This window comes from Streptomyces sp. TRM49041 (assembly GCF_008271805.1).
GTDB lineage: Bacteria > Actinomycetota > Actinomycetes > Streptomycetales > Streptomycetaceae > Streptomyces.
This window is the reverse complement of record NZ_VSRY01000171.1, coordinates 51,671-78,095: the sequence shown is the minus strand read 5'-3', so window position 1 is coordinate 78,095 and position 26,425 is coordinate 51,671. Positions and strand designations below refer to the sequence as shown.

23 protein-coding genes and 3 pseudogenes are annotated in these 26,425 nt (G+C 71.9%); 20 read left to right on the top strand and 6 right to left on the bottom strand.

Annotation, left to right across the window (positions count from 1 at the left end; all coding sequences use genetic code 11):
* Positions 1 to 86: 86 nt before the first annotated feature.
* Both FVS66_RS31530 and FVS66_RS31525 read left to right on the top strand, forming a co-directional pair.
* Positions 87 to 266: pseudogene (locus FVS66_RS31530) on the top strand (response regulator transcription factor); the annotation flags it as partial.
* 9 nt (positions 267 to 275) lie between these two features.
* Positions 276 to 716, top strand: coding sequence for a PaaI family thioesterase (locus FVS66_RS31525; protein ID WP_149184671.1), 441 nt, complete (start codon positions 276 to 278; stop codon positions 714 to 716).
* A 26-nt stretch (positions 717 to 742) separates the two neighbouring features.
* Here FVS66_RS31525 and FVS66_RS31520 read toward each other — a convergent pair whose 3' ends face one another.
* Entirely contained in the window at positions 743 to 1,759 is a 1,017-nt protein-coding gene (locus FVS66_RS31520) for a Gfo/Idh/MocA family oxidoreductase (RefSeq protein ID WP_149184670.1), read from the bottom strand.
* 102 nt (positions 1,760 to 1,861) lie between these two features.
* Here FVS66_RS31520 and FVS66_RS31515 point away from each other — a divergent pair, with 102 nt between their 5' ends.
* The 6 genes from FVS66_RS31515 (at position 1,862) to FVS66_RS31490 (ending at position 7,520) form a co-directional block, all read left to right on the top strand.
* The gene (locus FVS66_RS31515; protein WP_187645779.1) at positions 1,862 to 2,635 is read left to right on the top strand and encodes a GntR family transcriptional regulator; all 774 of its coding nucleotides are present in this window, start codon (positions 1,862 to 1,864) and stop codon (positions 2,633 to 2,635) included.
* Between the two features lie 131 nt (positions 2,636 to 2,766).
* A complete protein-coding gene (locus tag FVS66_RS31510) occupies positions 2,767 to 3,786 on the top strand; it encodes a substrate-binding domain-containing protein (protein WP_149184669.1) in 1,020 nt (339 codons plus the stop codon).
* Positions 3,783 to 4,838, top strand: a complete 1,056-nt coding sequence (locus FVS66_RS31505; RefSeq protein WP_149184668.1) for an ABC transporter permease — start codon at positions 3,783 to 3,785, stop codon at positions 4,836 to 4,838. The genes FVS66_RS31510 and FVS66_RS31505 overlap by 4 nt, the downstream gene beginning before the upstream one ends.
* Entirely contained in the window at positions 4,835 to 5,716 is an 882-nt protein-coding gene (locus FVS66_RS31500; RefSeq protein ID WP_149184667.1) for an ATP-binding cassette domain-containing protein, read from the top strand. The genes FVS66_RS31505 and FVS66_RS31500 overlap by 4 nt, the downstream gene beginning before the upstream one ends.
* Entirely contained in the window at positions 5,713 to 6,900 is a 1,188-nt protein-coding gene (locus FVS66_RS31495) for an ROK family glucokinase (protein ID WP_149184666.1), read from the top strand. Before FVS66_RS31500 ends, FVS66_RS31495 begins: the two co-directional genes overlap by 4 nt.
* Entirely contained in the window at positions 6,897 to 7,520 is a 624-nt protein-coding gene (locus FVS66_RS31490; RefSeq protein WP_262387312.1) for a hypothetical protein, read from the top strand. The genes FVS66_RS31495 and FVS66_RS31490 overlap by 4 nt, the downstream gene beginning before the upstream one ends.
* 144 nt (positions 7,521 to 7,664) lie before the next feature.
* On the opposite strand, the pseudogene FVS66_RS31485 reads toward FVS66_RS31490, so the two are convergent.
* Together FVS66_RS31485 and FVS66_RS31480 are read right to left on the bottom strand one after the other, a co-directional pair.
* Positions 7,665 to 7,949: pseudogene (locus tag FVS66_RS31485) on the bottom strand (isochorismatase family protein); the annotation flags it as partial.
* A 126-nt stretch (positions 7,950 to 8,075) separates the two neighbouring features.
* Positions 8,076 to 9,455, bottom strand: a complete 1,380-nt coding sequence (locus FVS66_RS31480) for an MFS transporter (RefSeq protein WP_187645793.1) — start codon at positions 9,453 to 9,455, stop codon at positions 8,076 to 8,078.
* Between the two features lie 240 nt (positions 9,456 to 9,695).
* Between FVS66_RS31480 and FVS66_RS31475 the strand changes: the two genes are divergently transcribed.
* The 6 genes and pseudogenes from FVS66_RS31475 to FVS66_RS31450 all read left to right on the top strand — a co-directional run.
* A complete protein-coding gene (locus FVS66_RS31475; RefSeq protein WP_187645778.1) occupies positions 9,696 to 10,292 on the top strand; it encodes a TetR family transcriptional regulator in 597 nt (198 codons plus the stop codon).
* Positions 10,293 to 10,424: 132 nt separating this feature from the next.
* The gene (pcaC, locus tag FVS66_RS31470) at positions 10,425 to 11,768 is read left to right on the top strand and encodes a 4-carboxymuconolactone decarboxylase (RefSeq protein ID WP_149184664.1); all 1,344 of its coding nucleotides are present in this window, start codon (positions 10,425 to 10,427) and stop codon (positions 11,766 to 11,768) included.
* A 41-nt stretch (positions 11,769 to 11,809) separates the two neighbouring features.
* The gene (locus tag FVS66_RS31465) at positions 11,810 to 12,442 is read left to right on the top strand and encodes an MBL fold metallo-hydrolase (RefSeq protein ID WP_149184663.1); all 633 of its coding nucleotides are present in this window, start codon (positions 11,810 to 11,812) and stop codon (positions 12,440 to 12,442) included.
* 37 nt (positions 12,443 to 12,479) lie between these two features.
* Positions 12,480 to 13,259, top strand: a complete 780-nt coding sequence (locus FVS66_RS31460; protein WP_149184662.1) for an exodeoxyribonuclease III — start codon at positions 12,480 to 12,482, stop codon at positions 13,257 to 13,259.
* A gap of 79 nt (positions 13,260 to 13,338) precedes the next feature.
* The gene (locus FVS66_RS31455; RefSeq protein ID WP_149184661.1) at positions 13,339 to 13,782 is read left to right on the top strand and encodes a DUF6278 family protein; all 444 of its coding nucleotides are present in this window, start codon (positions 13,339 to 13,341) and stop codon (positions 13,780 to 13,782) included.
* Positions 13,783 to 13,914: 132 nt separating this feature from the next.
* Positions 13,915 to 14,076, top strand: a pseudogene (locus FVS66_RS31450) (ATP-binding cassette domain-containing protein); the annotation flags it as partial.
* 204 nt (positions 14,077 to 14,280) lie between these two features.
* On the opposite strand, the gene FVS66_RS31445 reads toward FVS66_RS31450, so the two are convergent.
* Both FVS66_RS31445 and FVS66_RS31440 read right to left on the bottom strand, forming a co-directional pair.
* Complete coding sequence (locus FVS66_RS31445; RefSeq protein WP_149184659.1) at positions 14,281 to 15,927, bottom strand: CocE/NonD family hydrolase; 1,647 nt, start codon at positions 15,925 to 15,927, stop codon at positions 14,281 to 14,283.
* Positions 15,928 to 16,044: 117 nt separating this feature from the next.
* A complete protein-coding gene (locus tag FVS66_RS31440; RefSeq protein ID WP_149184658.1) occupies positions 16,045 to 17,238 on the bottom strand; it encodes an Ig-like domain-containing protein in 1,194 nt (397 codons plus the stop codon).
* A 244-nt stretch (positions 17,239 to 17,482) separates the two neighbouring features.
* Between FVS66_RS31440 and FVS66_RS31435 the strand changes: the two genes are divergently transcribed.
* A complete protein-coding gene (locus tag FVS66_RS31435) occupies positions 17,483 to 18,103 on the top strand; it encodes a hypothetical protein (protein WP_149184657.1) in 621 nt (206 codons plus the stop codon).
* A 6-nt stretch (positions 18,104 to 18,109) separates the two neighbouring features.
* On the opposite strand, the gene FVS66_RS31430 is transcribed toward FVS66_RS31435, so the two are convergent.
* The gene (locus FVS66_RS31430) at positions 18,110 to 18,901 is read right to left on the bottom strand and encodes a hypothetical protein (protein ID WP_149184656.1); all 792 of its coding nucleotides are present in this window, start codon (positions 18,899 to 18,901) and stop codon (positions 18,110 to 18,112) included.
* An 81-nt stretch (positions 18,902 to 18,982) separates the two neighbouring features.
* On the opposite strand from FVS66_RS31430, the gene ggt reads away from it, so the two are divergent.
* The 5 genes from ggt to hydA all read left to right on the top strand — a co-directional run bounded on the left by ggt (position 18,983) and on the right by hydA (position 26,424).
* The gene (gene ggt, locus FVS66_RS31425) at positions 18,983 to 20,818 is read left to right on the top strand and encodes a gamma-glutamyltransferase (RefSeq protein ID WP_149184655.1); all 1,836 of its coding nucleotides are present in this window, start codon (positions 18,983 to 18,985) and stop codon (positions 20,816 to 20,818) included.
* Between the two features lie 162 nt (positions 20,819 to 20,980).
* Positions 20,981 to 22,618, top strand: coding sequence for a hypothetical protein (locus FVS66_RS31420; protein ID WP_149184654.1), 1,638 nt, complete (start codon positions 20,981 to 20,983; stop codon positions 22,616 to 22,618).
* 226 nt (positions 22,619 to 22,844) lie between these two features.
* Positions 22,845 to 23,687, top strand: a complete 843-nt coding sequence (locus FVS66_RS31415; RefSeq protein ID WP_149184653.1) for a nitrilase-related carbon-nitrogen hydrolase — start codon at positions 22,845 to 22,847, stop codon at positions 23,685 to 23,687.
* Positions 23,684 to 24,991, top strand: a complete 1,308-nt coding sequence (locus tag FVS66_RS31410) for an aspartate aminotransferase family protein (RefSeq protein WP_262387310.1) — start codon at positions 23,684 to 23,686, stop codon at positions 24,989 to 24,991. Before FVS66_RS31415 ends, FVS66_RS31410 begins: the two co-directional genes overlap by 4 nt.
* Positions 24,992 to 25,020: 29 nt before the next feature.
* Positions 25,021 to 26,424, top strand: a complete 1,404-nt coding sequence (gene hydA / locus FVS66_RS31405) for a dihydropyrimidinase (protein ID WP_149184652.1) — start codon at positions 25,021 to 25,023, stop codon at positions 26,422 to 26,424.
* Position 26,425 lies beyond the last annotated feature (1 nt).

Sequence of the window (26,425 nt, the reverse complement as noted above, 5' to 3'; positions counted from 1 at the left end):
AGTGTCCGGCGGATCATGCCGACATCCGAGCCGGGTGCCCTTGTCCTGCTGGTGAGCGGGGTCCGGTGCGTGCAGGTGCAAGGCGCGCCCTCGCCGTCGGCCGGGGCCGCTCCAACGCGGAGATCGCCGCGACGCCCTACCTGAGCGTCCCCACGGTGAAGGCCCACGTCTCCCGCGTCCTCGCGAAGCTCGGTCTCGACAACCGTGTGCAGATCGCCCTGTTGGTGCACGACGCGGGCCTTCTGGACGCCGGGGGCGGCGCATAGGGTGACGCCATGGCCGATCACGCCCTCGACCTCGCCCGGAAGGTCCTCGACAGCCAGCCCTTCAGCCGGCTCGTCGGCGCCCGCGTCACCGCCTTCGCCGACGGCGAGGCGGTCCTGGAGGTGGACGTCCGCCCGGAACTGCACCAGCAGAACGGCTTCCTCCACGGCGGTGTCATCTCGTACGCCGCCGACAACGCGATCACCTTCGCCGCGGGCACCGTGCTCGGCCCGGCGGTGCTGACCGCCGGGTTCTCCGTCCAGTACGTTCGCCCGGGCGTCGGGCGGACCCTCGTCGCCCGCGCCTCGGTCGTCCACGCGGGCCGCCGCCAGGCCGTCGTCCGCTGCGACCTGCTGACCCGTGACCAGGAGGGCGGCGCGGAGAACCTGTGCGCGGTCGCGCAGGGCACCGTACTGTCCGCGGCGCAGCGGGAAGGACCGTCGGACGGCTGACGGGCCGCCCGCTGAGGGCCGCCCGCTCAGGACGCCGTAGCGAGCCCGGGGATCTCGTCGAGCCGTACCGGGCGGCGCTGCCGGCGCGACAGCTCGCACGCCTCGGCGATCCGCAGCGCCTCCAGGGCCTGCCGCCCGTCGCAGGGGTTGTCCCGCTCGCCCAGCACCAACCGTACGAAGGCGTCCAGCTCCGCCTCGTACGCCGGGGCGAACCGCTCCAGGAACCCCGTCCACGGGCGGCTCGCGGCCGGAGGGCCGAGCGGTTCGGTCGAGGTGATCGGGGTGCGGTCGTCCAGGCCCACGGCGAGCTGGTCCAGTTCTCCCGCGAGCTCCATCCGTACGTCGTACCCGGCGCCGTTGTAACGGGTCGCCGTCGCCGTGGCGAGGGTGCCGTCGTCGAGGGTGAGCAGCACGGCGGCCGTGTCGACGTCGTCCGCCTCCCGGAACATCACCGCGCCCGCGTCCGACCCGGTCGCGTACACGTCCACGACCTCGCGGCCGGTGACCCAGCGCACCATGTCGAAGTCATGGACCAGGCAGTCGCGGTAGAGGCCGCCCGAGAGCGGCAGATAGGCGGCGGGCGGCGGCGCCGGGTCGGAGGTGACGGCCCGTACGGTGTGCAGCCGGCCGAGCCGCCCGGCGCGCACCGCGTCCCGGGCCGCCCGGTACCCGGCGTCGAACCGGCGCATGAAGCCGAGCTGGAGGAGGGTCCCGGCGGCCGCGACCTCGCTCAGGGCGCGCAGCGTACCGGGCAGGTCGGCGGCGACGGGCTTCTCGCAGAAGGCGGGCAGCCCGGCGCGCGCGGCGCGGGTGAGGAGCTCGGCGTGGGCGGACGTGGCCGAGGCGATCACCACGGCGTCCACGCCCCACGCGAAGACCTCGTCGGCGGTCGGCGCCGCCGTCGCCCCGATGGCCCGCGCGACCAGCGCCGCCCGCTCGGCGTCCACGTCGGTGACGACGAGGCCGCCCACATGCGCGTGGCGACTGAGCACCTTCGCATGGAAAGTGCCAATTCGCCCGGTTCCAATGATTCCGATACGCATGTCCCAAAGTGGGGCATGGTCAGGCCCCTATGTCAAGCATTTGTCCTGACAATCTGACTTCACAACTTCCCGTCATCATTTTGATGCGGATACGCTCGCCCCGTGCCCAAGCAGACCCGCGAAGAGACCGGTTCCGTCGTAGAGCTGCCGCTCGGCGTCGACCGCACCAGCCCCGTCCCGCTCTACTTCCAGCTCTCCCAGCAGCTGGAGGCGGCCATCGAGAACGGCGCGCTCACCCCCGGCAGCCTGCTCGGCAACGAGATCGAGCTGGCGAACCGGCTGGGCCTGTCCCGCCCCACCGTCCGCCAGGCCATCCAGGCGCTCGTCGAGAAGGGCCTGCTCGTCCGGCGCCGCGGCGTCGGCACCCAGGTCGTGCACAGCCAGGTCAGGCGCCCTCTGGAGCTCAGCAGCCTCTACGACGATCTGGAGGCGGCCGGACAGCGCCCGGCCACCCGACTCCTCGACCACCGTGTCGAACCGGCGAGCGCCGAGGTCGCCGCCGCGCTCGGCGTGCCCGAGGGCAGCGACGTGCTGTACGTGGAGCGGCTGCGCAGTGCCCACGGCGAGCCCATGGCGCGCCTCCGCAACCACCTGCCGCCCGGGCTGATCGACGCCGACGCGGACCGGCTGGAGTCCACCGGCCTCTACCGCCTCATGCGCGCCGCGGGCATCACCCTGCACAGCGCCCGCCAGTCCATCGGCGCCCGCGCCGCCACCGCGGCGGAGGCCGAGCTCCTCGGGGAGGCCGCGGGCGCGCCGGTGCTGACCATGGAGCGCACCACGTTCGACGACACCGGCCGCCCTGTCGAGTTCGGCTCCCACATCTACCGCTCCTCGCGCTACGCCTTCGAGTTCCAGCTCCTCGTCCGCCCGTAGAGGTTCCGCCGCCGCGCCCCCGGTGACCACCCGGCCAGGTCCCATGACCGATACTTGGCGGTCGGGACGGGACGAAACGCCCAGCCCGGACGGAGCAGACAGCACAGCGAGCAGCGAAGAGGTACGGCGTCGTGGCAAGGGTTCGGACAGGAGCACGTGCGGTCGCCGCCGTGCTGGCGGCGGCGCTGGGAGTGACCCTGACGGCCTGCAGTGCCACCGGCGGCAAGCGCGCCGAGGACGCCCGCAAGGCCGCCGCGGCGGCCGCGGAGGGCCGTGCGAACGTCGGCACACCCCGCTGGACCATCGCCATGGTCACCCACTCGGGCGACGGCGACACCTTCTGGGACATCGTCCAGAAGGGCGCCCGCCAGGCCGCCGCCAAGGACAACATCAACTTCCTCTACGCGCACAGTGACGAGGGCCAGCAGCAGGCGCAGCTCGTCGACTCGTACGTCGACAAGAGGGTCGACGGACTGATCGTCACCCTCGCCAAGCCCGACGCGCTCAAGGCGGCCGTCGCGCGCGCCGTCGCCGCGGGCATCCCCGTCGTCACCGTGAACTCCGGCTCCGAGCAGTCCAAGGCGTACGGCGCCCTCACCCACATCGGCCAGGACGAGACCGTCGCCGGCCAGGCCGTCGGCGACGAGCTCGACCGGCGCGGCCGCGAGAAGGCCCTCTGCGTCCTCCACGAACAGGGCAACGTCGGCCACGAGCAGCGCTGCGCCGGTGTCCGCGAGACCTTCGACGGCGACCTCCAGAACCTGTACGTCGACGGCACCAACATGCCCGACGTCCAGGCGTCCATCGAGGCCAAGCTGCAGAGCGACCCGGCCATCGACGCCGTCGTCACCCTCGGCGCGCCGTTCGCCGACGCGGCCGCCCGGGCCAGGCGCACCGCCGGCTCCCGTGCCGAGATCGACACCTTCGACCTCAACGCCAAGGTCGCCGCCGGGCTCCGGAACGGCACCCTCGGCTTCGCCGTCGACCAGCAGCCCTACCTCCAGGGCTACGAGGCCGTCGACCTGCTCTGGCTCTACCGCTACAACGCCGACGTGCTGGGCGGCGGCCGTCCCGTCCTCACCGGCCCGCAGATCATCTCCCAGAAGGACGCGGCCGCCCTGGCCGCGTACACGGAGCGGGGCACCCGGTGACCGCGACCGCCCCGCCCGTGCAGCAGGGTCCCGCCCACGACGAGCGGCTGCTCCCCGCCTCGCCCCTCAAGAAGCTGCTCACCCGGCCCGAACTCGGCTCGGTCGTCGGCGCCCTCGCAGTCTTCGTCTTCTTCGCCCTCGTGGCCGACGGCTTCCTGCGCGCCGCCAGCTTCGGCACCGTGCTCTACGCCGCGTCGACCATCGGCATCATGGCCGTACCCGTCGCCCTGCTCATGATCGGCGGCGAGTTCGACCTGTCGGCGGGCGTCCTCGTGACCACGTCCGCGCTGGTCTCGTCGATGTTCAGCTACCAGGCGACCGCCAACGTCTGGGTAGGTGTCGCCGTCTCCCTGCTGGTCACGCTGGCCATCGGCGTCTTCAACGGCTTCATGCTCACCCGCACCCGGCTGCCCAGCTTCATCATCACGCTCGGCACGTTCCTGATGCTGACCGGCCTCAATCTCGGCTTCACCAAACTCATCAGCGGCACCGTCTCCACCAAGACGATCGCCGACATGGAGGGCTTCGCGTCCGCCCGCGCCCTCTTCGCCTCCGAGGCCACCGTGGGCGGCGCCACCCTCAAGGTCACCGTTCTGTGGTGGTTCGGCCTCGTCGCCGTCGCCACCTGGATCCTGCTCCGCACCCGCTTCGGCAACTGGATCTTCGCGGTCGGCGGCAACGCCGAGGCCGCCCGCGCCGTCGGCGTCCCCGTCCGCCGTACGAAGATCCTCCTCTATACGGGCGTCGGCTTCGCGGCCTGGGTCTCCGGCCAGCACCTGCTGTTCTCCTTCGACGTCGTCCAGTCCGGCGAAGGCGTCGGCAACGAGCTGATCTACATCATCGCGGCCGTCATCGGCGGCTGCCTGATCACCGGCGGCTACGGCTCCGCCATCGGCGCCGCCGTCGGCGCGTTCATCTTCGGCATGACCGGCAAGGGCATCGTCTACGCCGAGTGGAACCCCGACTGGTTCAAGTTCTTCCTCGGAGCGATGCTCCTTCTCGCGACCCTGCTCAACGCCTGGGTCCGCAAGCGCGCGGAGGCCACCGCATGACGACCGGGACGACCTCGCCGCTCGTGGAACTCGACGGCGTCAGCAAGTACTACGGCACCGTCCGCGCCCTGGAGGACGTCTCCCTCCAGGTCCACGCCGGCGAGATCACCTGCGTACTCGGCGACAACGGCGCCGGCAAGTCCACCCTCATCAAGATCATCGCCGGGCTGCACGGCCACGACGCCGGAACCCTCCGTATCGACGGCGAGGAGACCACCCTCTCCTCCCCGCGCGAAGCCCTGGACCTCGGCATCGCCACCGTCTACCAGGACCTCGCCGTCGTCCCCCTCATGCCCGTGTGGCGGAACTTCTTCCTCGGCTCGGAACCCATCACCGGCACCGGCCCCTTCAAGCGCCTCGATGTCGCCCGCATGCGCGAGACCACCCGTGCCGAGCTGCTCCGCATGGGCATCGACCTGCGCGACGTCGACCAGCCCATCGGCACCCTCTCCGGCGGCGAACGGCAGTGTGTCGCCATCGCGCGCGCCATCCACTTCGGCGCCAAGGTCATCGTCCTCGACGAGCCCACCGCCGCCCTCGGTGTCAAACAGTCCGGCGTCGTCCTCAAGTACGTGGCCGCCGCCCGTGACGCCGGCCTCGGCGTGGTTCTCATCACCCACAACCCCCACCACGCCTATCTCGTCGGCGACCGCTTCGTCCTCCTGAAACGCGGCGCCATGGCGGGCAGCCACACCAAGGACTCCGTCACTCTGGACGAACTGACCCGCCAGATGGCGGGCGGCAGCGACCTGGAGGCGCTCCGACACGAACTGGAACGCGTACCCGCGCCTGGCAGAATCGGGAGCGGCGGGCACCGTCCGCCGCCGGCCCCGCACCACGGCCGGCCCACCGACCCGCAGGGACGACAGGACCCGTGAGTACGCACCGCGACACCCACCGCGTCCCGGAACGCGGCACCGCCCTGCGCACCATCGGCAGCCGCGAACGCCGCTCCCACCTCACCGCGCCGCGTGTCCCCACCGTCGGTATCGACATCGGCGGTACGAAGGTGATGGCAGGCGTGGTCGACGCCGACGGCGTCATCCTGGAGAAGGTCCGCGCCGAGACCCCGGACAAGTCGAAGAGCCCCAAGGTCGTCGAGGACACCATCGTCGAACTCGTCCTCGACCTGTCCGACCGGCATGACGTCCACGCCGTCGGCATCGGCGCCGCCGGCTGGGTCGACGCCGACCGCAGCCGCGTCCTGTTCGCCCCGCACCTCGCCTGGCGCAACGAGCCGCTGCGCGACTCCCTCCAGGGCCGGCTCGCCGTTCCCGTCATGGTCGACAACGACGCCAACACCGCCGCCTGGGCCGAGTGGCGGTTCGGGGCGGGACGCGGCGAGGACCACCTCGTCATGATCACCCTCGGCACCGGTATCGGCGGCGCCATCCTGGAGGACGGCCGCGTCAAACGCGGCAAGTACGGCGTCGCCGGCGAGTTCGGCCATATGCAGGTCGTGCCCGGGGGCCACCGCTGCCCGTGCGGCAACCGCGGCTGCTGGGAGCAGTACAGCTCCGGCAACGCACTCGTCCGCGAGGCCCGGGAACTCGCCGCCGCCGACTCCCCGGTGGCGTACAACATCATAGAACGTGTCAAGGGGAACATCCCCGACATCACCGGCCCCCTCATCACCGAGCTGGCCCGCGAGGGCGACGCCATGTGCGTCGAACTCCTCCAGGACATCGGCCAGTGGCTCGGTGTCGGCATCGCCAACCTGGCCGCCGCCCTCGACCCGTCCTGCTTTGTGATCGGCGGTGGCGTCAGCGCCGCCGACGACCTGCTCATCGGCCCCGCCCGGGACGCCTTCCGCCGCCACCTCACCGGCCGCGGCTACCGCCCCGAAGCCCGCATCGCCAAGGCCCAGCTCGGCCCCGAGGCCGGTATGGTCGGGGCGGCCGACCTCGCCCGGCTGGTCGCCCGCCGCTTCCGCCGCGCCAACCGCCGTCGCGTCGAGCGCTACGAACGGTACGAGCGCTACGCGCAGGCGTTCCGGAACGGCGGCGCCGGCCGCACCACACGTGCCCGCAGCCGGAGCACCACCCAGGAACCCGAGTCATGACCCTCACAGACCCGCCCGAGAGCCCGACGACCCCTACGACCCCGACGACCCCGACCAGCTCGACGACCACCGGCACCCCCGAGGCGCCCTCCGGCGAGACCCGCCGCGAGACCGTCCGCCGCCGCTGGTTCACCGCCCTCGTGATCGTCCTGCTCATCGGCATCCCCGCCGGCTATCTGGCGATCTCCGCCGAGCAGAGCCGCTCCAGCGGCCGCGACAAGGAGGCCGAGTCCTCCGTGACCGGCCTCCAGGACAGCTGGCCCTCCAAGATGAAGCGCCGCGTCTTCGAGGTGCCGATCCCCGCGAGATCCCGGGACGTCGCCTACTTCGAGACGAGCAACTGGAAGTCCAGCAGGCTCTACGTCCAGTTCACCACCACGGGAGCCGGCCTGGACGTCTTCCTGGAGAAGGCCGGCACCAGCCGATCCGAGCTGGGGGCAGGCGAGATCACCGTCAGCGGGCGCGACGCCGACGTCGTCGGCTGGGCGTTCCGGCCCGACCACGACTGGTCCGGCACCACCCAACACCGGGAGCGGCCCCGGCCCACCCGGGACATCACCGTCGACCTCACCGACCCGGCCGCTCCCCGCGTCTACGTCGTCTCCACCACCACGCCCTGACCCTTCGGGCACTCTGTCCGCGGCCGTCTCACGAGCACGTCGAGCGTGGCGGGCCCGGTCGCCTCCGGGCGGTGCAGCAGCGCGAATGGGGCGGCCGGGGGGCCGGCACCCGGTCGAGCAGCTCCGCGGTCGTCTCGTTCGCGTTCATACGTTCACCGCGTGCGCGTCGGCCGGCACGGTCGCGGCCGACGGTTCCAGTGCGGCGACGACGGTGCCGGTAGTGGCGACCACGGCGCAGCGCTGGGCCGCGTACTCCATGGCGAGGCGGTGGTCGTCGCCGGAGAAGTCCGCGACGGCGTCGGTCACCAGGAACGGCTGGATGTCGTGGTTCGATGCCCCGAGCGCGGTCGTCAACACGCCGACATGCGCGTACACAACGCAGATGACGAGCTGGCCGAGGCCCTGTTCGCGCAGCCACTGGAGCAGTCCGGAGCGGAGGAAGGCGCTGTAGCGCCACCTGGTGAAGACCGCCGTCCCGCGGAGCGGGCGCGAGTGGCCCGACGACTTCGCGGTCGGCCGGGTCGACCCGGGTGGCCCCGGTGGCCGGGCCCGCGGTTACTTCACCTCCTGGCGCGGCACCCAGCGCACAGCCAGGTACCCGAGGGCCAGCGTGAGCAGGCTCGCCACGGCGATCGCCACGTGCATGCCCGAAACGAAGGCCTCCTTGGCCTCCCGTGCCGCGGCCGCGGCGAGCCCCGGTGTGTCCAGGGTCTCGTCCAGGGTGCCGGCGACGTCCGGCCCGAGGATCCGGAAGCACACCGCCGCCAGCGAGCCGAGCAGCGAGATGCCCAGGGCGTTCCCCAGCTCGTTGCTCATCTCGGCGATCGACGCGGCCGACCCGGCGCGCTCCGTCGGTACCGCCGCAACGGCGGTCTCCGCGACGAGACTGAAGGACAGGCCGTAGCCGATGCCCGCGATCATCGTGGAGGCGATGAATGCCGCCACGCCTCCGCCGACGCCGGTGAGCAGCATGAGCAGCAGGCCGGTACCCATGGCGAAGTGCGAGGCGATGAGGGCGGCGCGCTTGCCGATGCGGTCGACGATCGCACTGGTCCCGATACAGGTCACGGTGAGTACGGCCGCACCGGGCATGGCCAGCAGCGCCGCGGTGAGGACGCTGTAGCCGAGGACCGACTGGAGGTAGACACCGCCGAGGTAGCCCGCCGCGGCCCAGGCCACCAGCGAGAGCAGACCGGTGAGGATCGCGACGGTGAAGACGCGGTCGCGGAAGAGCCTCAGGTCGAGCAGCGGCTGTTCCAGGGTGAACTGCCTGCGTACGAAGAGCACCACGACCGCCAGGCCGACGCCTCCGATGGCCAGCTGTGCTCCCGAAAAACCTTCCGCCGCGGCGGACTTGATCGAGTACACGGTCATCAGGATGCCCACCGCGGACAGCACGACGCTCAGCGCGTCGACCCGCCCGGGGCTCGTCTCGCGCACCTCCTTCAGCAGCACGGGTGCGAAGGCGAGGAACAGGATGACGACCGGGATGTTGATCAGGAAGACGGATCCCCAGTCGAAGCGGCTCAGCAGCAGGCCGCCGACGATGGGACCGATCGCGAAGCCCGCCGCGAACGTCGCCGCGAAGATGCCGATCGCCTGGGCCCGCTGCTTCGGGTTGAGGAAGATGTTGCTGATGATCGCCAAGCCCGAGGGCAGCAGCGTCGCACCGCCGAGCCCCATGAGCGCGCGGCAGACGATGAGAGTCTCCGGGTTCGGGGAGAGCGCGGCTCCCACCGAACCGGCTCCGAACACCACCGCGCCCGCCAGGAGGAACTTGAGCCGGCCGTAGCGGTCACCGAGGTTGCCGAACGCGATGAGCAGCGACGCGACCACGAAGCCGTAGATGTCGAGAATCCACAGGGCCTGGTCCGTGGTGGGTGTGATCGCGGAGGTGATGCTCGGCATCGCGAGGTAGAGCACGGAGCCGTCCATCGCGACAAGAGCCACCGGACCGAGCACGATCAGGAGGCCCAGCCAGGCGCGCCGGTCGGCGCGCTCCGCGACTAAATCGAGGGAAGTCACGAGCAACCTTTCAGGGGAAAGTGCGGAGTTGTCCACGCAGAGTTGGTCGCTTACGCACCCTTTTCGCGTACGCTGTACGCAAAAAGACGCGTACGGTGTACGCGTATTTTCATGCGTACGCTGTACCCATGTCGTTGGTTAGACTACAGCATGGCCATCAAGACGCAAGGCAGGCAGGCGGGTTCACCAGGGCTCACGCGACGCGCCATCGTCGCCGCCGCGATTCGTATCGCCGACGCGGAGGGCATCGCCGCACTCTCCATGCGACGTCTGGCGAACGACCTCGACTCGGGCGTCATGTCGCTGTACCGGCACATCGCCAACAAGGACGAACTGCTCACCGCGATCACCCGCGCGGTCTGCGACGAACACCCGTACCCCACCCCTCCTCCGCCGCACTGGCGCGATGCGGTGCGCCTCGCGGCCGAACTCGACTGGGAGGTCTACCGGAAGCATCCGTGGACCCTGGTGACCCAGGCGTCCGCACGCCACTTCTCGGACACGACGTGTCTCGACTGGATGACGGACGCGCTCGCCGAACTCACCGACGACCCCGAGCTCGCGCGCTCGCTCACGCTCACCGTGTGGTCGTATGTGCAGGGTGCGTCCATCCAGCGCGTGGCGCAGCAGCTGCTTCCCGGCGACGGCGAGCCCGAGCCCTCTCCGATCAGGCCCACGGAGGAGGACTTCGCGGTCGGACTCGAGATCCTGCTGGACGGCTTCGAGCGGCGAGTGACGGGCTCCTAGCGCGGACCCCGGTGGTGTCCCGCCCTCCGAGACGTGGAGGACTCGCGTCCGGCGGCGGAAGCCTGGGGGAGGTTCGGCGGTCCCCGCGGACCTCGGGCAGTGCGACACCCCGAGATGTGGGAGCGTGAGCGGGTGAGTGAGAGTACGACGAACACCCTGCGATACCGCCTCGACGGGCCGGAAGACGCACCTGTCCTGATCCTGGGGCCGTCGCTCGGTACCACCTGGCACATGTGGGACCGCCAGATACCCGAGCTGACCACGCGCTGGCGCGTCATCCGCTTCGACCTGCCCGGCCACGGCGGCGCCCCCGCCGAACCCGTCTCCTCGGTGCGCGAGCTCACCGACCGGCTCCTCGCCACCCTCGACGGACTCGGCGTCCAGCGCTTCGGGTACGGCGGGATCGCCCTCGGCGCCGCGGTGGGTGCCGATCTCGCGCTGCGCGCACCGCACCGGCTGGCCTGTCTCGCCCTCGTCGCCGCCTCGCCCCGGTTCGGCACCGCCGACGAGTTCCGCCAGCGCGGGGTGATCGTCCGCGCCAACGGCCTCGACCCCATGGCCCGGATCGCTCCCGAGCAGTGGTTCACGGAGACCTTCGCCGCCGCCCAGCCCGCGATCGTCGACTGGGCCGTACAGATGGTGCGCACCACCGACACCGGCTGCTACATCGCCGCGTGCGAGGCACTCGCCGCGTTCGACGTGCGCGCCGACCTCGGCAGGATCGGCGTCCCCACCCTCGTCCTCGTCGGCTCGGACGACCGTGTCACCGGACCGGCCGAGGCCCGCACCCTCGTCGCCGGCATACCGGATGCGCGGCTCGCGGTCGTGCCCGACGCGGCCCACCTCGCGCCCGTCGAACAGCCCGCCGCCGTCACCGACCTTCTCGTACGGCACTTCTCCAGCGCCTGGCACGACACCCTTGTGGGCATCCCGGTACCGCCCCAGGTCGCGCCGCCCTTCGCCCCGACCCCCGCCGCGTCACCCGCCGCCGTGCCCACCGCGCCCACCACGCCCACGTCGCCCACCCCGCCCGCCTCGTCGGGCGAGCCCGTGCCGGCGGCCGCCCCGGCGCCGGTGCAGGCCGCCGCCCACCGCCCCGACCCGTACGACGCGGGCCTGAAGATCCGCCGCGAGGTCCTCGGCGACGCCCATGTGGACCGTGCCCTCGCCGCCGCCGACGACTTCACGCACGACTTCCAGGAGCTGGTCACCCGGTACGCGTGGGGCGAGGTCTGGACCCGCGACGGACTCGACCGCCGCACCCGCAGCTGCGTCACCCTCACCGCCCTGGCCGCCCGCGGCCACCTCGACGAACTCGCGTTCCACACCCGGGCCGCGCTCCGCAACGGGCTGACCCCCACGGAGATCCGCGAGGTCCTGCTCCAGACCGCGGTCTACTGCGGCGTCCCGGCCGCCAACGCCGCCTTCCGTGTGGCCGCCCGGGTCATCCGGGAGGAAACCACCCTGGAAGCCTGAGCGCATTCCTCCCGGGCGGCCGCGCGGGGCAGGATGGGGTCATGAAGCTGACCAAGAAGTCCCATGCCTGTGTGCGGCTGGAGAAGGACGGCCGGACCCTCGTCATCGACCCGGGCGGGTTCAGCGAGGAGGACGCGGCGCTCGGCGCCGACGCGATCCTCGTCACGCACGAGCACCCGGACCACTTCGACGAGGGGCGCCTGCGAGCGGGCCTGGAGGCCAACCCGGCCGCCGAGATCTGGACGCTCCGCAGCGTCGCCGAGCAGCTGGCGGCCGCCTTCCCCGGCCGCGTCCACACCGTCGGCGACGGCGACACCTTCACCGCGGCGGGTTTCGACGTCGAGGTCCACGGCGAGCTGCACGCCGTCATCCACCCGGACATCCCCCGCATCACCAATGTCGGCTACCTCGTCGACGGCGCCGTCTTCCACCCCGGCGACGCGCTCACCGTGCCCGGGCGGCCCGTCGAGACACTGTTCCTGCCGGTCATGGCGCCCTGGAACAAGATCTCCGAGGTCATCGACTACGTCCGCGAGGTCAAGCCGCGGCGCGCCATCGACATCCACGACGCGCTGCTCACTCCGCTCGCCCGGCCGATCTACGACCGGCAGATCGGCGCCCTCGGCGGCACCGACCACCGCCGGCTGACCCCGGGTGCGTACACCGAGCTGTGAGGTCCGGCTGTCGGACCCCGCCGTTAGGCTGTCCGACATGCGTATCGCCACCTGGAACGTCAATTCGGTCACCGCTCGGCTGCCGCGGCTGCTGGCCTGGCTGGAGAGCAGCGGCACGGACGTGCTGTGCCTCCAGGAGACCAAGTGCACCGCCGAGCAGTTCCCCGCCGCCGAGCTGGGCGAGCTGGGCTACGAGTCGGTGGTGAACGCCAACGGCCGGTGGAACGGCGTGGCCCTGGTCTCCCGCGTGGGCTTCGACGACGTCGTCCAGGGCCTGCCGGGCGGACCGGAGTACGAGGGCGCGCAGGAGCCGCGGGCGATCTCGGCGACCTGCGGCCCCGTCCGCGTCTGGTCGGTGTACGTGCCGAACGGCCGCGAGGTCGCCCATGAGCACTACGCGTACAAGCTCCGCTGGCTGGAGGCACTCCAGGGCGCGGTCGCCCAGGACGCGGCGGGCCCGCGCCCCTTCGCGGTGCTCGGCGACTTCAACATCGCGCCCACCGACGACGACGTCTTCGACCCCGCCCAGTTCGAGGGCTCCACGCATGTCACGGCGCCCGAGCGGGCCGCGCTGGAGGGGCTCCGGGGCGTCGGCCTCGGCGACATCGTGCCGCGCCCCCTGAAGTACGACCACCCGTTCACCTACTGGGACTACCGCCAGCTCTGCTTCCCCAAGAACCGCGGCATGCGCATCGATCTGGTGTACGGCAACAAGCCGTTCGCCGACGCGGTCAAGGACAGCTACGTCGACCGCGAGGAGCGCAAGGGCAAGGGCGCGTCGGACCACGCACCGGTCGTCGTCGACCTGGACGTCTAGATCGCGTCCGGGGGGCCGGCGCATCCGCCCGGCGTGTGCCCCGTAGTGCGCGGGCACGGCGGGTGCGACGCTGGGCGGTATGAACATCCCTTTCCTGGACTCCTGGCGCAAGCGGCGCGGCGGCGGACAGGCCAAGACACTCGCCTCCGCCTTCGAGACGAACCCGGAGGGCGTCGCCGGCCTGCTCTCCGAGTGCGCCCTGCTGCGCTCCCGGGCCCAGGAGGCGGGTGTCCTGCTCGACGACACCTCACGCTCCCTGGAGGCCCTCGACCAGCTGCCGCCGCGGTGGCGCGAGGACCCCGAGGAGCTGCCATGGGTGGGCAACGACGCCGGCCTCTACCTCGGCACGGTCATCGTCCGTACGGTGCCGGGCGCCGCCTGGGATGTGCTGCCCGGCGGCCGCGCGGTGGTCAGGCTCGTATCGGGCCGCGAGATCGATGTCGTCGGCGCGGGACTCGACTGGGCGATCACCGGTTCGCCCGAACTCTCGCAGGTGTACGGGGAAGCTTCCGAAGGGAGATAGCGCGCCATTCCGCAAAATCATGCTTCATCATCAAATACCGCTAATGCCCGATTGTCGTGTCGGGCGTGAAGTGCCTTTCCCTACTGGATAGTTTGCGCTGACGTCGACACCTGGGAATGAGGCAGGCAGCGTATGGCCCTCGATCCGCCGATCGAGCTGCGGGACGTCAACGAGTTCTACGGCGAACCGCGCGTCCTCCGGGACATCGATCTCACCGCCGGCCGCGGCGAGGTGGTCGTCGTCATCGGCCCCTCGGGCTCCGGCACGTCGACGCTGTGCCGGACCGCCGACCGGGCGGTCCCGCAGAACGTCTCCCTCGTCCCCGACCCGAGAAGTGAACGCGCCCGGGACTTCCTCTCCAAGATCCTCGAACACTGACCGGGCCCCGGCCTCCGGCGGCCCGTGCCCGTGCTCCGACCGGACCACCCGAAACCGCCGCCACCTCCCGCGAGGGGAGATGGCGGTAAGGGCCCGAGCCCGCCCGGCAGCGGCCGGAGATCACTGCTCGCGCAGCGGAACCGACAGGTACGAGGGGTCGGACCGCGGCGAGGAGAAGGTCAGTCGCGCGCCGGACGGGTTGTGCTCGATGTACAACGGGTCGACGGTGTCGATCACCAGGGCGAGCCGGTGCCCGGCCGGCACGTCGTACGCCGTGGAGAACAGTTCCAGGTCCACGGTGAACGGCTCACCGGGCGTCCGCCCGTGGAAGGTGTACGGGGCGTTGCTCACCAGCTTGCCGATGCCGAGCGGTCCGACGTCGTACAGGTATGCCACCAGGGTGCCGCTCCCCTTGGTGCTGGTGACGGTGGTGTGCAGCGCCGCCGTCCCGCGGACGTGCTGCGCGGCGGCGTACCGCTCGGACTGCCACACGGTGGCGAAGGAGCGGGGGAGCAGCGGCACCGACACCGTCGGCGGCAGCCGGAGGAACTGGTCGAGCGTGTTGGACAGGAGGACGGCGCCCCCGTTGGCGCCCGAGTCGACGTTGGCGTAGATCCGCCGGTCGCCGCCGAGGGTGATGCGCCGCTCGCGTGCGCCGACCGACTCCCAGTCGGCGTAGCCCTCGTAGCCCTCGTAGCCCGCGGAGGTGCGGGACCTGAGCTGGACCGGGTGCTCGCGGTCGACGCCGTTGTCGGCGCCCTTGAGGTGGTGGTCGAACCAGCGGTGGGCGCTGGTCCAGGTGTCGTTGGGCAGGCCGAGGAGGCCGGTGGCCTCGGCGGTGGCGTGGTCGCCCGGGCGGAGTTCCAGGCGCTTGGGGCCGGTGAGCTTCTCGTAGAACGACGCGTACTGGTTGGGCGGGAAGATCGTGTCGCCCCAGGCGTTGCCGAGCATGACGGCGGCGCCGTTGGCGTTGATCCGGTCGACGTAGGCGGCGGGGGAGCGCTTGCGCCCCCAGTCGAGCATCTCCTGCTCCTTTTCCAGGTTCGAGGAGAGGAAGTCGGTGAGGATCCGCCGGAGCTCGGCGCTCGGACGGCCGGTGAGATAGCCGGCGCCGCCGAGCAGTGCGGCGGCCTGGAGGTGCTGTGTACGGCCGCTGTAGATGGATTCGATGAGGTCGGCCCAGCCGCTCAGCGCGACCACGGCCTTGATCCGCTGGTCGTGCGCGGCGGCGAGGAGGCTGATCCCGGCGCCGTAGGAGACCCCCGCCATGCCGATGCGGCCGGGGTCGGCGGGGGTGTGGGCGAGGGCCCAGTCGATGACCTTGGAGGCGTCGGCGATGTCGGGCGGCCCGGCGACCTCGATGTGGCCGCCGGACTGCCAGAAGCCGCGGGTGTTGTAGCTGACGACGACATACCCGGCGTCGGCGAGCTCGCGGGCCTGGGCGACGTACTCGATCTGCGGCATGGCCCAGCTGGTGGGCAGCACGATGACCGGGTGGCGGCGGGTGCCGTCGGCGTCGGCGGGGGTGACGACGTTGGCCTTGAGGACGGTGCCGCCGTCCCCGGCGATGTCGACGAACCGTATACGGCTCGCCTCGGCGGTCCCGAGGGCATCGGTGGTGCCGGTGGTGGCTTCTGTGACGTCGGTGGCGGACGTGGTGGTCTGGGCAGTGGCGGCCGGGGCGAGCCCGAAGGCCGCCCCGGCCGCCAGTACGGCCGCGGCGGTGCCGCCGGCCGCGGTCCGCATGGCTGTGCGCGCGTGTCCCACGGGTCACTCCTCGCTCGCGTCGCTCGCGTTGGTTGAAAAGTGACCCGAAGGTAACCGCAAGGGCTTACCGGGGGTAACTCCCCGGTAAGTTACGTGACGGTAACAATTGGTGGTGGCTCAGCGCAGGGCGCTCTTCGTCTGCCACTCCGCCCAGGACAGATTCCACTCGCCGTAGCCGTTGTTGACCGCCTGTGTGCCCTTGGCGTCGTCGCCCTCGACCTCGAACGGGTCGCCCACCTGCACCTGGTCGTACACCCACTTGGCGTCCGCGTCCGTCATGCCGATGCACCCGGAGCTGCGGTTGGCGCTGCCCATGTGCCCGGCGTTCCAGGGCGCGGCGTGCGCGTACATCCCGGACCAGGTCAGCCGCATCGAGTAGTCCACCATCTTGTCGTACGCGTCGCCCAGTCCGACCGTCTCGGAGCGCATGTTGATCGTGCCCTCCTTCGACATCAGCACGGTCTTCCCGCGCCAGGACGCCTTCTCGCCGCCGGGCGTACCGGCCGACATCGGGATGTCCTTGACGAGCTGTCCGTCCCGCATCAGCTTCAGCCGGTGGTTGTCCAGGTCGACCTTGACCACCTGGTTCTTCCCGATCGTGAACCCGGTCACGTAGTCCCGGACGAACCAGCCGCCGTCGGGGCCGGAGTCCACGCCGTTGAGCCGGGCCTCCAGGGCGACCTCGGTACCCGGCTTCCAGTACTCCTTGGGCCGCCAGTCGATCCGGTCCTTGCCGGACCAGTCCTGCATCCAGCCCCAGGAGCCCTCGGTGCTGTTCGAGGTGGTGACCTTGAGGGCCTTCTCCACCGCTGCCTTGTTCTTGACCGGGTGGTCGAAGACGATCGACAGCGGCTGGGCTATGCCGACGGTGGTGTTCTTGCCGGGGGCGAGGTTCAGCTTGTTGACCTTCTCGGGCGCGGCCGTCGCGAAGTCCGCCTTCGCGGTGCCGCCGTTCGCGTCGCGTGCCTCGACCGTGTAGCCGGTGCCGGGGGCCGCGTTGCGGGCCGAGGTCCAGGACCTGCCGTCGGCGGACACTTCACCGTCGAGTGTGGCGCCCTTGGAGTCGGTCACGGTGACCCGGGTGAGCCTGCCGTCGGCGAGGGTCACCTTGACGGGCCCGCCCGGCTTCGCCTGCTTGCCGGTCAGATTCACCGAGATCCGCGTCTCGGGCTTGGCCTTTCCGTCCTGGCCGGCGTCGCCGGACGAGGAGCCGCTGCCGCCGCCCGAACACGCGGTCAGGGCCGCGGTCAGAACCGCGGTACCGGCGAGGGCGGTGGTGCGGAGCGCGTTACGGGCATATGTGCGGCTCAACTGGGAAACCTCCGATGCGTTCTCTGTCCCTGGGAGAGAGGGCGAACGGAGGGTTCGGGTTGCCGAGAATCGGAGGATTTCCGCAGACGTCGGATGTGACGAGCCCGACGGCGGGCCGGTGTCCCGGCCGGCTGTCGGCGGAACGGTACAGCATCGTCCGCCATGTGTAACAGAGTTGGCGCCCGGGTGCGAGATCGGATTGAGTGGACACCGGCAATCCACTGGACGAATGAAGGGAAGTCGCGTGTCCGGTGAACTTCGGGGGATCGCGGCAGCGGTGGCACTGGCGGCGGTGCTGACCGGCTGCGGAAGCGGCGGCGACGGGGGCGGGGTCTGGGGAGGGCAGGACGAGAAGCCCGCGTCCCTGGACTCCACGCAGATGCTGATGGCCCTGCCCAGCAAGCTCTCGGCGCCGGACGGGTGGAAGGGCCGGGACCCCGTCGTGAAGACGGGTGAGCGGGCCCTGGACATCTGCCAGAACGACACCGAGTCGAACTGCGCCGGAGTGGTGGCCGTCGGCACCACCCGCCTCTTCATGAGCGGGGAGTCGAGCAAGAAGATCAGGTACGGCCTCTACTCCTTCGACACGCCGCAGAACGCCGGCGTGGCCATGAAGGGCACGGTCGCCGAGGAACGGAAGGACGCCGGAAGCGCCGCCAGGGACCTGAACGTCGATGTCGGCGCCGACGCGACGGAGGCTTTCGCCGACGGCGACAACGACTGCGAGGTCATCATGCGGGTCGGCTCGGTGGTCATCCGGATGCAGGGCGTCGAGGTGAGCGACGAGCCGACGGTGCGGAAGTTCGCACAGCTCCAGGTCGAACGGGTCAGGCAGGCGTCGGCCGGGCAGAACCCGGACGCCTGACCGCGGTCAGCTCTCGCCCCCGTCCGAGGCCGAGGCGGCAGCCGTGGCCGGGGCGGCAGCCGCTGTCGAGGCAGCGGCGCCGGCCTCGGCCTCGGCGGGTGCCGGGCGCATCGCGGACCTGGTCACATCGGCCACCAGCTCGACGACGTCGGGTCCGTACGCCTGCGAGTTGACGACCTTCAGCAGCAGCACGAACGGGCCGCGCCCGTACTTGCGGGCCAGCTTCTCCTGGTGGCGGACGAGGTAGCGGGCGGCGGCCTGGTTCGTTATGGCCATCTGGCCGCAGAACAGGAAGACGGGGTGCCGGCCCTCACCGGCGGTGAGCCGGGCCAGGACCACGTACTCCGTGAGGCCCTTCTCCGCCCGGTACAGGTCCTCGCCGATCCGGTACACGTCGGGCCTCTTGCCCGGCTGCTCCTCCAGCCGCAGGCCCGGCAGCAGCGTACGGAGGTGCGCGCCCATCCGGTCGTTCGAGACGGGGCCGCCGAGGCAGAACTCCGTACGGTCCCCGAAGCCCTGCACGGCGTTGTCGTGACGCACGACACGGGCGTGGGCGTCGCAGTCCCGGATCAGCGTGGACAGTTCGAGCAGCGCGAATACGTCGTGGCGGGACACGCCGTCGCCGCCCGCCTCGCGGTTGACGACGAGCAGGCACTCCGAGTTGGTCGGCAGCCCGTAGAAGGACTGCTTCCGGCGCAGCCTGCGGCGGGCGAGTGCCGCACGCGCCAGCCATCCGAGCGATGCGCTGAGCCCGCTGGCGGCCACGCCGAGCACGATGTTCCACAGATCCTCGTCCATGGGCGCGCATGCTAGCGGTCCTGGCACGGCGGGTGGAGTGAAGTTACGCTGCGCGGACGGCCGTTGACTGGAGGTATCCGCATGCGTCGGTCCACCGTACGGAACGTCTCACTCGCCGCGGTCACCGCGACGGTCCTGGCGGTCGGCGCGGCGGCACCGCCGACGGGTGCGGCCCGGCCGGGACCGGCGCCGGCCGGCGCCGCGTCCACCCCCGCCAAGGAGCCGGTCGCCGTCGGATACGGCGGGGCCGTGGCGAGCGTGGACGCCGACGCCTCGGCGGTCGGCATCGAGGTCCTGCGCGCGGGTGGCAACGCCGTGGACGCCGCTGTGGCGACCGCCGCGGCCCTCGGCGTCACCGAGCCGTACTCCGCCGGCATCGGCGGGGGCGGCTACTTCGTCCACTACGACGCGCGCACCCGTACGGTCCACACCATCGACGGCCGCGAGACCGCGCCCCGCTCGGCGGACGCGTCCCTGTTCCTGGAGAACGGCGAGCCCATCCCCTTCGCGGAGGGTATGACGAGCGGCCTGAGCGTCGGCACGCCCGGCACCCCGGCCACCTGGGACACCGCCCTGGACGCCTGGGGCACGAAGCGGCTCAAGGAACTGCTGAAGCCCGCCGAGCGGCTGGCCCGCGACGGCTTCGTCGTCGACGAGACGTTCCGCGAGCAGACCCGGTCCAACGAGGCACGGTTCCGGGACTTCCCGGCGAGCGCGGACCTCTTCCTGCCCGGCGGCGCACTCCCGGTCGTCGGCTCGGTCATGAAGAACCCCGACCTTGCCCGTACATACGAGAAGCTCGGCCGCCAGGGCACCAGGGCGCTGTACCGGGGCGGCCTGGCACACGACATCGTCCGCACGGTCCGCAACCCGCCGGTAAGGGCGGGCGCCACGAGGACCGTACGGGCAGGTGACCTGACGGTGCGGGACCTCGCGGAGTACGGGACGGTGTGGCGGCGCCCGACCAGGGTCGGGTACCGGGGGCTCGACGTGTACGGCATGGCGCCGTCGTCGTCGGGCGGCACGACGGTGGGCGAGGCGCTGAACATCCTGGAGGGCACGGACCTCCGGGCCGCCTCCCAGGAGACATATCTGCACCGCTTGATCGAGGCGAGCAGGATCGCCTTCGCGGACCGGGGGCGATGGGTCGGCGACCCGGCGTACGAGGACGTGCCGGTGAAGGGGCTGCTGTCGCAGCGGTTCGCGGACACGCGGGCGTGCCTCATCAAGGACGACAGGGTGCTGGCCGGCCCGCTGGCCCCCGGCGACCCGCGCGACCCGGTGCCGTGCGCGCCGGGCGGGACGGCGGCCCCGACGACGTACGAGGGCGAGAACACCACGCATCTGACGGTCTCCGACCGGTGGGGGAACGTGGTCGCGTACACCCTGACCATCGAGTCGACGGGCGGCAGCGGCATCACGGTGCCGGGCCGGGGGTTCCTCCTCAACAACGAGCTGACCGACTTCTCCTTCGCTCCCGCGAACCCGGCCGTCCACGACCCGAACCTGCCGGGCCCCGGCAAGCGCCCGCGCTCCTCCATGTCCCCGACGATCGTCCTGGACCGCCACGCCCGTCCCGTCCTCGCACTCGGCTCACCGGGCGGCGCGACCATCATCACGACGGTCCTGCAGACACTCACGGGCGTCGTCGACCGCGGCCTGGCGCTGCCCGACGCGATCGCGGCCCCGCGCGCCAGCCAGCGCAACCAGCCGACGACGGACCTCGAGCCGGCTCTCTACCACACACCCCTGCGCACCCGGCTCGCCTCCCTGGGCCACACCTTCCGGGAAACCCGGGAGATCGGCGCGGCCACCGGTGTCCAACGCCTCCCGGACGGCCGCTGGCTCGCGGCCGCCGAGCAGACCCGGAGGGGCGGCGGATCGGCGATGGTCGTCCACCCGGCGGGCGGGCGGTAGGGCGCGCCGCGCCGGACGCGTGGCCGGCGGACCTTACAGCGGTGGCCCCGGGCTACCCGGGAGTTCGGTTCCGGGCGGAAAACTCGCCGTAGCCGGGACGTAACACAGCTGGGATCGAATGCCTCGGGACCGGAGTTCCAGTCAGTGGGGACAGGGACATACATGACGGAGCATCAACCAGCTGAGGCCAAAGCCGCGTTCACGCACTGGCTGAGGGAGCTGACGGCGCTGCTCGACCAGGGCGGCGGCTGGTACGGGGTCTTCCTGCAGCGTGACCCGGACGGGATACGGGCGTGCCTGGACGGTGCCGAGATCCCGCCGTGGGACGTCGTCGAATCGCTGCTGCACGACTTCGCCGCCGCCCGCGGGGACGACACCGCGCGGGAGCAGACGGTACGGGCACGGAGTCTCCACGCCGCGGCCGCCACCGCCCACGACCACCGTCCCGGCGGCCGGTCCGCGCTGGACGCCCGGCTGGACCTGATGCTGCGGGAGCAGGCGGGGGCGGCCGGGCGCAGCCGGGAGCTGGTCGGTCTGCTGGCCGCGACGGCCGAGGGCTCGGCCGACGCCGAGCACCTCGCCCACGAGCTGGCCTGGCTGCGCGACGACCATGCGCGCGCGACCGCCCGGATCGCCGAACTCCGCGCCCGCCTCGCCGCTCTGCCGCCCGTGCCCCCTCCCGGCGGCCCGCAGCACGCGTTCGCGCCCGAGCGGGGCGGGGCGGCCGCGGCCCCCGCCCAGGCCACTCCCGAGGAGGGGGCGTCGACGCCCTGGCCGGGGCCGGCGGCCCCGTCCGGCACGCCCCACGCACCCGGGTGGGACCGGGGGCCCGGAGCACCGGCGCCGGCCACGCACGGGGGACCGGCGTCCGCGTTCACGCCGGAGGCCGCGCCGGGCTCCGCGGCTCCGGCCGCCGGGGACCGGCCGTGGCCCGCCGGCGGGAGCGGGGACGCGAACACGGAGGCAGCGCCGGGGCAGGTCCCGGGGGCCGCCGCCGACGCCCCGGGCACCGAGGGGGAAGCCGCCCCGGGGCGGCGGCGGGGGCGCGCCGGCGGGAAGAAGCGGCCCCGTGGGGCTCGGTACGCATGGCTGGACGACGCCGACGACGAGCCTGACGTCCAGGAGGGCGCGCCCGGCGCCGAGGCCGTGCCGCCCGGGCTCGACGGGCTCTCCGCCCCGGCCGCGACGCCGCGCGGCGCCCGCTTCGGAGGGGGCGCCGAACAGACGGAGGCCGCGCCCGAGGCGCCCGCCGCTTGGGCCGCCGGTGTGGAGGACCCGGCAGTCGTACGGGACGCCGTGACCGGGCTGCTGGCGCTGCGGGCGCAGGGGCGTGGCGGGGAGGCGCACGCGCTGCTCTGCGAGGCCGCCCTGTGGCCCGCGCCCAGGCTGCCGCTGCTCGCCGCCGAACTGCACCGCGCCGGCCTCGCCGCCGACTGGGCCACCCTCCTCTGGGAGGCCGCCTATCTGCCGTCCGACCGGCTCGCCGAGCTGGCCGGGGCGCTCGCCCGGACAGGCCGGGACCAGGACGCCCGGCAGCTGCTGCGCCAGGGCGTGGCCCGGCCGACCGGCGAGACGGTGGCGGCCGTGCTTGCCCTGGACGACGACGGGCGCGGCGCGGAGGCGCACGCCCTGGTCGCGGCGTTCGTCGAGGCCCGCTCGCCCGAGGACGTCGCCCGGTTCGCCGCCCAGGCCCCGCACCGCCTCGTGCCCGAGGTGCTGGCCGCCGCCCGGTCGGTCGCCCCGGCGAGCGAGCCCGCGCTCGTGCACGCCCTGCGCGTGGCGGGTCTTGTCGCCACCTGAGCGATGTGCCGCCGGACCGCGGCCGCGTGCGGCCCCGGCCGAGAGGGCGGCCTCAGGAGCCGTATCGAAACATGACCGCTGTGGACCACTTGGGTACGAAACATGATCGACTCCGGCGGTTGACGGCGGCGGTCTTGCTCCGCGATCTGACGAGGCTTACGTTCTCCTCCTACGCAACGCTCTACGTGCGTAGAGGCTCTCTGACGCCGTGCCGAAGGAGCAGCTCATGTCCGACACCGTGCGCGCCGCGCTCGTCCAGGCGTCCTGGACAGGCGACACCGAATCGATGATCGCCAAACACGAGGAGCACGCCCGCGCGGCCGCCCGCCAGGGCGCGCGGGTCATCGGCTTCCAAGAGGTGTTCAACGCCCCGTACTTCTGCCAGGTACAGGACACGGAGCACTACCGCTGGGCCGAGCCCGTCCCCGACGGTCCCACGGTCCGTCGTATGCGGGACCTCGCCCGCGAGACCGGCATGGTGATCGTCGCGCCCGTCTTCGAGGCCGAGGCACCCGGCTTCTACTACAACACGGCCGCCGTCATCGACGCCGACGGCACCTACCTCGGCAAGTACCGCAAGCACCACATCCCCCAGCTCAAGGGCTTCTGGGAGAAGTTCTACTTCAAGCCCGGCAACCTCGGCTGGCCCGTCTTCGACACCGCCGTCGGGCGCGTGGGCGTCTACATCTGCTACGACCGGCACTTCCCCGAGGGCTGGCGCCAACTCGGCCTGAACGGCGCCCAGCTGGTATACAACCCCTCGGCCACCCACCGCAGCCTCTCCTCCCACCTGTGGCAGCTGGAACAGCCCGCGGCCGCCGTCGCCAACGAGTACTTCGTCGCCGCCATCAACCGCGTCGGCCGGGAGGAGTACGGCGACAACGACTTCTACGGCACCAGCTACTTCGTCGACCCGCGCGGCCGCTTCGTCGGCGACACCGCCTCGGACAAGGAGGAGGAACTCCTCATCCGCGACCTCGACCTGGGCCTCATCGACGAGGTACGGCAACAGTGGGCCTTCTACCGCGACCGGCGGCCCGACGCGTACGAAGGGCTGATGAACCCGTGAACACCGGCCACCACCCCCACCACCATCACCTGCTCGACCGCCACAAGGCCGTCCTCCCCGACTGGCTCGCCCTCTACTACGACACCCCCATCGAGATCACCCACGGCGAGGGCCGCCACGTCTGGGACGCCGACGGCAACCGCTACCTCGACTTCTTCGGCGGCATCCTCACCACCATGACCGCCCACGCCCTCCCCGAGGTCACCAAGGCGGTCAGCGAACAGGCCGGGCGGATCATCCACTCCTCCACCCTCTACCTCAACCGCCCGATGATCGAGCTCGCCGAGCGCATCGCGGCCCTCTCGGGCATCCCGGACGCCCGCGTCTTCTTCACCACCTCCGGCACCGAGGCCAACGACACCGCGCTCCTCCTCGCCACCGCGTACCGCCGCACCAACCAGATCCTGGCGATGCGCAACAGCTACCACGGCCGCTCCTTCTCCACCGTCTCCGTCACCGGCAACAGAGCCTGGGCCACCACGAGCCTCTCCCCGCTGCGCACCCTGTACGTGCACGGCGCGGTCCGCGACCGCGGCCCCTTCGCCCATCTCCCGGACGCCGAGTTCACCGCCGCGTGCGTCGCCGACCTGGAGGACCTGATCGGCCAGACCGGCGACGTCGCCGCGCTCATCGCCGAACCGATCCAGGGCGTCGGCGGCTTCACCTCACCGCCCGACGGGCTGTACGCCGCGTTCCGCGAGGTCCTCGACCGGCACGGCATCCTGTGGGTCAGCGACGAGGTGCAGACCGGCTGGGGCCGCACCGGCGAGCACTTCTGGGGCTGGCAGGCGCATGCCGCGAGCGGCCCGCCCGACATGCTCACCTTCGCCAAGGGCATCGGCAACGGCATGGCCATCGGCGGCGTCGTCGCCCGCGCGGAGGTGATGAACTGCCTGACGGCCAACTCCATCTCCACGTTCGGCGGCTCCCCGGTCACCATGGCCGCCGGCCTCGCCAACCTCGCGTACCTCCTGGAACACGACCTCCAGGGCAACGCCCGGCGCGTCGGCGGCCTCCTCATGGAACGGCTCCGCGCCATCGGCGCAGGCGTCGACCTCGTACGAGCGGTACGCGGCCGTGGACTGATGGCCGGCATCGAACTGGCCCACCCCGACACCGGCGAGGCCGACCCGCAGGCGGCCGCGGCCGTCATGGAGGCGGCCCGCGAACGCGGCCTCCTCATCGGCAAGGGCGGCGGCCACAACACCAGCGTCCTGCGCGTCGCCCCGCCGCTCTCCCTGAGCGTCGCCGAGGCCGAGGAAGGCGCCGCCCTCCTCGAACAGGCCCTCCGCACCGTCCAGTAACGGAACACACCCAAGGGGGCCGACAACCCATGACCACCCGCACCCTCGTCCGGGGCGGCCTCGTCATCACCGCCGCCGAGGAGAGCCACGCCGACGTCCTCATCGAGGACGGCCGCATCGCCGCGCTCGCCGCACACGGCTCCAGCGCCGCCGACACCTGGACCCCCGACCACACCGTCGACGCCACCGGGAAGTACGTCATCCCGGGCGGCGTCGACGCCCACACCCACATGGAGCTGCCCTTCGGCGGCACCTTCGCGTCCGACGACTTCGAGACCGGGACGCGCGCCGCCGCCTGGGGCGGCACCACCACCATCGTCGACTTCGCCGTCCAGACCGTCGGCCACACCCTCCGCGAAGGGCTCGACGCCTGGCACGCCAAGGCCGACGCCAAGTGCGCCATCGACTACGCCTTCCACATGATCCTCTCCGACGTCGACCAGTCGTCGCTCAAGGAGATGGACCTGCTGGTGGAGGAGGGCGTCACCAGCTTCAAGCTGTTCATGGCGTACCCCGGTGTCTTCTACAGCGACGACGGCCGGATCCTCCGCGCCATGCAGCGCTCCGCGCTCAACGGCGGGCTGATCATGATGCACGCCGAGAACGGCATCGCCATCGACGTCCTCGTCGAACAGGCCCTGGCCCGGGGCGAGACCGACCCCCGCCATCACGGCGAGGTCCGCAAGGTGCTCCTGGAGGCGGAGGCCACGCACCGCGCCATCCAGCTCGCCCGGGTCGCCGGTGCGCCGCTCTACGTCGTCCATGTGTCGGCGGAGGAGGCCGTCGCCGAGCTCGCCGCCGCCCGCGACAAGGGCCTCCCGGTCTTCGGCGAGACCTGCCCGCAGTATCTGTTCCTGTCCACCGACAACCTCGCCGAGCCCGACTTCGAAGGCGCCAAGTACGTGTGCAGCACGCCGCTGAGGCCGCGTGAGCACCAGGCGGCGCTGTGGCGGGGGCTGCGCACCAACGACCTCCAGGTCGTCTCCACCGACCACTGTCCCTTCTGTTTCCGCGGCCAGAAGGAGCTGGGCCGGGGCGACTTCTCGAAGATCCCCAACGGACTGCCGGGGGTCGAGCACCGGATGGACCTCCTCCACCAGGCCGTCGTCGACGGGCACATCAGCCGCCGCCGCTGGGTCGAGATCGCCTGCGCCACCCCCGCCCGTATGTTCGGCCTCTACCCGAAGAAGGGCACGATCGCGCCCGGCACGGACGCCGACCTCGTCATCTACGACCCGAAGACCATCCAGACCCTCTCCGCCGAGACCCACCACATGAACGTCGACTACTCGGCGTACGAAGGGAAGACCGTGACGGGACAGGTGGAGACCGTGCTGTCGCGCGGTGAGTTCGTCATCGACCGCCGAACGTACACCGGGCGCGCCGGGCACGGCGTCTACACCCCCCGCTCGACCTGCCAGTACCTGGACTGAG

Bases quoted from the DNA above. Each gene is read 5' to 3' on its own strand.
- FVS66_RS31460 (WP_149184662.1), top strand. From the start codon at position 12,480: ATGCGTATCGCCACCTGGAACGTCAATTCGGTCACCGCTCGGCTGCCG.
- FVS66_RS31480 (WP_187645793.1), bottom strand. From the start codon at position 9,455: ATGGACGGCTCCGTGCTCTACCTCGCGATGCCGAGCATCACCTCCGCG.
- FVS66_RS31490 (WP_262387312.1), top strand. From the start codon at position 6,897: ATGACCCTCACAGACCCGCCCGAGAGCCCGACGACCCCTACGACCCCG.
- FVS66_RS31500 (WP_149184667.1), top strand. From the start codon at position 4,835: ATGACGACCGGGACGACCTCGCCGCTCGTGGAACTCGACGGCGTCAGC.
- FVS66_RS31520 (WP_149184670.1), bottom strand. From the start codon at position 1,759: ATGCGTATCGGAATCATTGGAACCGGGCGAATTGGCACTTTCCATGCG.
- ggt (WP_149184655.1), top strand. From the start codon at position 18,983: ATGCGTCGGTCCACCGTACGGAACGTCTCACTCGCCGCGGTCACCGCG.
- FVS66_RS31415 (WP_149184653.1), top strand. From the start codon at position 22,845: ATGTCCGACACCGTGCGCGCCGCGCTCGTCCAGGCGTCCTGGACAGGC.
- FVS66_RS31455 (WP_149184661.1), top strand. From the start codon at position 13,339: ATGAACATCCCTTTCCTGGACTCCTGGCGCAAGCGGCGCGGCGGCGGA.
- FVS66_RS31525 (WP_149184671.1), top strand. From the start codon at position 276: ATGGCCGATCACGCCCTCGACCTCGCCCGGAAGGTCCTCGACAGCCAG.
- hydA (WP_149184652.1), top strand. From the start codon at position 25,021: ATGACCACCCGCACCCTCGTCCGGGGCGGCCTCGTCATCACCGCCGCC.
- FVS66_RS31475 (WP_187645778.1), top strand. From the start codon at position 9,696: ATGGCCATCAAGACGCAAGGCAGGCAGGCGGGTTCACCAGGGCTCACG.
- FVS66_RS31430 (WP_149184656.1), bottom strand. From the start codon at position 18,901: ATGGACGAGGATCTGTGGAACATCGTGCTCGGCGTGGCCGCCAGCGGG.
- FVS66_RS31465 (WP_149184663.1), top strand. From the start codon at position 11,810: ATGAAGCTGACCAAGAAGTCCCATGCCTGTGTGCGGCTGGAGAAGGAC.
- FVS66_RS31420 (WP_149184654.1), top strand. From the start codon at position 20,981: ATGACGGAGCATCAACCAGCTGAGGCCAAAGCCGCGTTCACGCACTGG.